Origin of the sequence: Micromonospora foliorum (assembly GCF_022229015.1) — a bacterium.
GTDB classification, from domain to species: domain Bacteria; phylum Actinomycetota; class Actinomycetes; order Mycobacteriales; family Micromonosporaceae; genus Micromonospora; species Micromonospora foliorum.
In genome coordinates this window covers 1-5,243 of sequence record NZ_JAKKFF010000378.1, presented here as the reverse complement: position 1 = coordinate 5,243, position 5,243 = coordinate 1, and the positions used below count along the sequence as shown (strand labels likewise).

Annotated in this window: 5 protein-coding genes; 1 reads left to right on the top strand and 4 read right to left on the bottom strand. The window is 73.5% G+C overall.

The annotated features are described in order from the left end of the window. Positions 1–160: 160 nt before the first annotated feature. Genes PSH25_RS25135 through PSH25_RS25125 form a run of 3 tightly spaced genes read right to left on the bottom strand, consistent with a single transcriptional unit; the run spans position 161 to position 4,179 of the window. Positions 161–1,258, bottom strand: coding sequence for an iron-containing redox enzyme family protein (locus PSH25_RS25135; protein ID WP_238661409.1), 1,098 nt, complete (start codon positions 1,256–1,258; stop codon positions 161–163). Positions 1,259–1,307: 49 nt separating this feature from the next. Continuing rightward, entirely contained in the window at positions 1,308–3,062 is a 1,755-nt protein-coding gene (locus PSH25_RS25130) for a thiamine pyrophosphate-binding protein (protein ID WP_238661408.1), read from the bottom strand. Beyond that, on the bottom strand, positions 3,055–4,179 hold the full coding sequence (locus PSH25_RS25125) for a baeRF2 domain-containing protein (RefSeq protein ID WP_238661407.1): 1,125 nt from the start codon (positions 4,177–4,179) through the stop codon (positions 3,055–3,057). The genes PSH25_RS25130 and PSH25_RS25125 overlap by 8 nt, the downstream gene beginning before the upstream one ends. A gap of 142 nt (positions 4,180–4,321) precedes the next feature. Here PSH25_RS25125 and PSH25_RS25120 point away from each other — a divergent pair, with 142 nt between their 5' ends. Beyond that, complete coding sequence (locus PSH25_RS25120) at positions 4,322–4,870, top strand: hypothetical protein (protein ID WP_238661410.1); 549 nt, start codon at positions 4,322–4,324, stop codon at positions 4,868–4,870. A gap of 76 nt (positions 4,871–4,946) precedes the next feature. On the opposite strand, the gene PSH25_RS25115 is transcribed toward PSH25_RS25120, so the two are convergent. Then, positions 4,947–5,243, bottom strand: a 297-nt coding sequence (locus PSH25_RS25115) for a DUF3817 domain-containing protein (RefSeq protein ID WP_238661406.1), incomplete at its 5' end; no start/stop codon positions are given.

Genomic DNA, 5,243 nt, shown 5'->3' with positions numbered 1-5,243 from the left:
GGGTGCAGAGCAAAGGGCGGATCCCACGCGGCACGCCCTCAGCGACAGCCCGGCGGTCTGCCCCCGCCGGCCCCACCTACTGGAGCGTGGTCCGTCGACTGAACCTCCCCCGCAAGACGGGCACCACGGTCGACGGCGTGGAGGCGACAAGCCCCTCGGGTCAAACGAGCGCGGCCGGGGTCGACGGGGCCACCGCTGGCAACGCGCCAAGCGAGACCTTGGGCGGCAGGGCCGGCGGGGCCGGTGCGCGCAGCGAGCTGCGCCCGGTGGCCCAACTGTCCAGCAGGTGCGCGGCGAACAGCCGGTCCACCGCGAGCCCGGCCGCCGCGCCGAAGAGCACGTCGGAGGCGAGGGCCGGCTCGACGCGGACCAGGCCGCCGCACATGTCGTGCGCGGCGATCTGCTCGTGCACCGCGTCGGCCTCGACGTGCTCGTCGTAGAAGCGGGTGGCCACCTCGTCGAAGCCGAGCCGGCGCAGCCCGTTGCCGTAGCGGCGGTTCGGCAGCGAGGAGGTCATCTCGAACGCGGCCAGGTGCCCGAGCAGCGCGCCACGCAGCCGTCGGTGCAGCCCGAACAGCGACATCAGGTTGTTGGTCGCCAACGTCACCGCCGGCGCCACATCGACGTGTGCGCCGTAGCCGGTGTCCAGACCCAGCCGGTCGAGGGTGCGTCGGAACAGCTCGGCGTGCATCCGGTCCAGTCGCCCGTTGCCGTACTCGTCGGTCTGGATCTCCACGAGCGCGGCCTTGGCCGGACCACCGAGCCGCGGCAGCGCCCAGCTGTGCGGGTCCGCCTCCCGCAGGTGGTAGACGGAGCGGTGGACGACGAACTCACGGAACTGGCTGAGGTCGGCGCGCCGTTGCAGCGTCGCGGCCAGCGACGGCCCGTCGTCGGCCGCGACCAGCTCGGCCAGGCCGGCCGCCACCCCGGCGGCGGGCACCGGCGGCGTGCCGACCAGCCGACGTAGCGCCGCCTCGAAGACACGTTCACAGCGGCCACGCAGCGCCAGCAGTGTCGGCTGCCACTCCCACGACTCGTCCACCCCGAGCCAGCCCCGGTAGTGCAGCTCGTAGCAGAGGAACAGCGTCAGCTGAAGGTCCTCGTCGGTGATCGGGTCCGCGGGGTCCAGGTCGGCGCCGAGATCGGCCGGCAGGTCGTGCGGCGGGTGCCGCAGAGCCTCGACGACCGCCGCGGAGAGCGGACCCCGCTCCCTCGGCAGGGTCGCGGGACCGTAGCGGCGGTCGGCGGGCTCGGACATGGGACCTCCAGCGTCGTCGGGCCGCTACTGATGCCCTGGGCCAGGGTGGCTAAACGAGATCGTCGGCGTTCGCGGTGACCTCCACCTGCTCGCGGACCTTCCGGGCCGGAGCGCCTTCGGCGTAAAGGCCCCGCAGGTCGGCGAAGGCGGGCTCCGGCGGCGCCAGCGACACCGCCGGATCGACGACCGCCTCCAGTACGCAGGGGCGGTCCGCGGCGAGGGCCTCGTCCCAGGCCGCGCCGACCAACTCCGGGCGGTCCACCCGAACCCCGTGCAACCCCAGCAGCCGGGCCCACCCGGCGTACGGCACGTCGGGGCGGCGGTGGGTCGGGTCGGACGACGGTTGTCGCCCGCCACCCATGCCGTTCTGGTCCCGGTTGTTGAGCACCAGCACCACCAGCCGCGGGTCGTGCCACTGCTGCCAGAGGTGCGACACGGTGATCAGTTCGGCGAGCCCGTTGAGCTGCATCGCCCCGTCACCGACCAACGCGATCACCGGCTGGTCGGGGGCGGCGAGCTTGGCCGCCACCGCGTACGGCAAGGCGCAGCCCATCGAACCGAGGGTGCCGCACAGCTGCGCGTTGACCCCGGGCGGCAGGGTGAGGTGTCGGGCGTACCAGTAGAGGACCGAGCCGACGTCGACCGCGACCGCGCCGGTGCCGGGCATCCGGGCGGACAACTCCTGGAGGACGAGCTGCGGGTTGACCGGGTCCGCGGCGGCGGCGGCCCGCTCGGCGGCGACCTCCCGCCAGCGGTCCACCGAACTCTCCACGGTGGCGCGCCACTGCTGCTCGGGCCGACCGCGCACCCGGCTCAGCAGCGCCCGCAGCGTCTCGGCGGCGTCACCGACCAACGGCACGTCGGCCGGGTACCGGGTGCCGATCCGGCGGCCGTCGATGTCGATCTGCACCGTGCGCGCCTGCTCGGGCATCGGGAAGTAGTCGGTCCACGGGTCGTTGGTGCCGACCATCAGCAGCGTGTCGCAGCCACCCATCAGCTCGGCCGCCGCCGGGGTGCCGACCTCGCCGAGCACCCCGGTGTGGAACGGCAGCCGCTCGTCGAGCACCGGCTTGCCCAGCAGCGAGGTGGCCACCCCGGCGCCGAGCCGGTCGGCCATCTCGATGATCTCGGCGGCCGCGTCCCGACCGCCCTGGCCGACCAGGATCGCGATCCGCTGGCCCCCGCTGAGCAGCTGCGCGGCGGCGTCGAGGTCCACGTCGTGCGGCAGGACCCGGGCCAGCGGCTCGCCGGGGGTCGCCGTGATCACCCCGGCGCCGTACGACTGCAGGTCGGGCACCAGCGCCTCCTGCAACTGGCGGGGCAGCACCACGCACGTCGGGCTGCGGGTCGCCGCCGCAGTGCGGAACGCCTGGTCCAGCAGCGTCCCCACCTCGTCGGGGCTGCGGCCGTACCGGACGAACTGGTTGCACACGTCCCCGAAGAGCCGGCTCAGCCCGATCTCCTGGTGCGCGCCGCCCAGCGGCCCGGAGGTGTCCTCCCCGACGATGGCCACCACCGGCTTGCTGTCCAGCTTGGCGTCGTAGAGGCCGTTGAGCAGCTGGACGGCGCTGGGCCCCTGGGTGGCGAGGCAGACCCCGATGCCGCCGGTGAACTTGGCGTGCCCGGTGGCCATGAACGAGGCGGTCTCCTCGTGCCGGGCCGGAATGAACGCCGGCTCGCCGCCGGTACGGTCCAGCGCGTCGACAAGGGGAGCGATCGCCTCGCCCGGGTACCCGAAGGCGCGGGGCACCCGCCAGGCCAGGAGCCGCTCCACCACGACGTCCGCGACCGTTCGGTCAACCATTGCCGCGCCCCGGTGTGCTCGGGTCGACGTAGCGCAGTACCGCGCCGACGCCGTCGGTGAGGTCGGGCGCCTCGTCGGGGCCGAGCACGGTCAGTGCCGCGTCGGTGCCGACCAGCGCCCGGACGAGCGCCGCGTCGGCGCGTACCCGCTGCGGGTCGGCCACCGACATGGCGGCCAGCTGCGCCGGGTCGACGGCGATCTCGGTGGGTTCCGCGCCGATCCACAGCTCACCGTTGGCCGACGGGTCGTCCACGATGATCATCGTGTCGACCTGGTTGCGTTGCAGGGCGGAGACGACCGCGTCGAGGCCGCCGCCCACGTCCTCCTGCACACCGAACCTGTCCAGCGCGGCGCTGATCCGCTGGTCGGCGATCTCCGCGATGGTCTGCACGGTGAGGTCGTCCAGCAACGTCAGGTCGGCGCCGGCGGCCCGGGAGCCGGCGTCGGTGCGGACCATCAGGTCCTGCCAGCGCTCGGGCATCTGGGCGGCGATCATTCCGGTGGCCCGGACGTCGCCGGCCACCACCACCACCTCCGCGCCGACCTTCTCGGCCAGGTCAACGGTCGCCGCGGTGACGTCGCCGGCGTTGCGGTGCCAGGCCTCCATGGCGGCCTTCTGGTAGATGTCCTGGGACCAGCCACCGGGCTGCGGCTTGCGCAGCGGAAAGGTCTCCCCGCCGACGACGTGCGCCTTCCGGGGGACCCCACCGGCGCTGATGGCGATCGCGTCGGCGCCGGTGCGGTCGGCGAGCACGCGCACCCAGGCCACCTGCTCGCCGCGTTGGGCGAGCAGCGGCATCACGTGCGGCAACGGGCCGACGTGGGCCAGGTCCCGCAGTGGCGGCGCGGACAGGAACTCGGAGAGCACCACCCGGCCGTGACTGGCGAAGACCGCCAGGCCGTAGTCCCCGACCATCGGGTCATGACCTCGGACCACCCGGTCCAGCGCGGCGATGTTCGCCTCGCCCGCCCCCTGTTCGATCAGGCTGCGCTCCAGGGCACGCCAGCGCAGGTCCAGGGCGGGATGGGCGTCCTCCGTGTCCGCGGAGGCGTCCAGATACACCGAGCACCACGGCCCGGGACGGTCGTAGAGCGGGCGCAGGAAGGACAGCTGCATGCTCGACCCCTTTCCAGCTCGGCCCCCCGCTTACCCGGGTCGCCGGGGATGTCACCTCGCGGCCGTGAGCCCGTGACCAGGTTTCATTCACGTCGTTCAACCGAGGACGTCGATACGATCTGTGAACACAAGCGGACTCTCGGTGGTGGAGATGGACAGCGGACTCGATACCCGACGGATCGTGCACCCGACGGAACGAATCGTCACCGGGCGGCTGATCCGCCTGCTCGACGGCTACACCCGCGAGGTACGCATCGGTCAGCCGGTGCTGGTGGCGGTGCTCGCCGCGGCGGCCTTCGCCCGGCTGCCCGCCCTGCTGCTGCGCTCGTTCTTCTCCTTCGGCGGTGGCGGCACCCGGCGCCGCTGGAAGGAGCTGAAGCAGGGCCCGGAATACCTGGTCACCCCGGTGCGGCTACGCAACACCGCCGGTCAGCTCTGCGAGGTGGAGCTGCACGGTCACCTGCCGCAGAGCGCCCTGCACCCGGCGGACCAGGTGCAGCTCACCCTGCGACCGCAACGCGACCCGGAGCTGCCGCCCCGGATCGAGCGGATCGTCAACCTCACCACGGGGCAGCTGCTGACCCCGCGTACCGCGACGCTCTGGTCGCACCTCGGGCCGCCACTGCTGTTGCAGGCGTTCCTGGGCGCGCTGCTGCTGGCCGGCATCGCGGCCTGCTCGGCGCTGACCTGATCCGTGCCCGGCCCGGTCCGGGCCGGGCGGTCTGACCGGTCAGGGCGGGCTCAGCCCAACCGGCGCGGACGGCGGCTCAGCCGACCGGGGCGGGCTCGCGGGCGGCCTGCCGGTCGACGCCGAGCATTCCCCGGCGGCGGGCCCAGCGCTCGAAGGCCAGGGTGGCGAACGGCGGCACCGCGCTGACCAGGGCCACCGCCGTGGCCAGCAGGCTCCACCGGTGCAGCCGGGCCACGGCCAGCACCAGCAGGACGTACGCCACGAACAGGCCGCCGTGGATCGGCCCGAAGATCTTGACGCCCAGCTCGTTTTCCGGCGTGCCGGACTTGACCAGCATGCCGACCAGCAGGGACAGCAGGGAGCAGGCACAGGC

Bases quoted from the DNA above. Each gene is read 5' to 3' on its own strand.
- PSH25_RS25135 (WP_238661409.1), bottom strand. From the start codon at position 1,258: ATGTCCGAGCCCGCCGACCGCCGCTACGGTCCCGCGACCCTGCCGAGG.
- PSH25_RS25130 (WP_238661408.1), bottom strand. From the start codon at position 3,062: ATGGTTGACCGAACGGTCGCGGACGTCGTGGTGGAGCGGCTCCTGGCC.
- PSH25_RS25125 (WP_238661407.1), bottom strand. From the start codon at position 4,179: ATGCAGCTGTCCTTCCTGCGCCCGCTCTACGACCGTCCCGGGCCGTGG.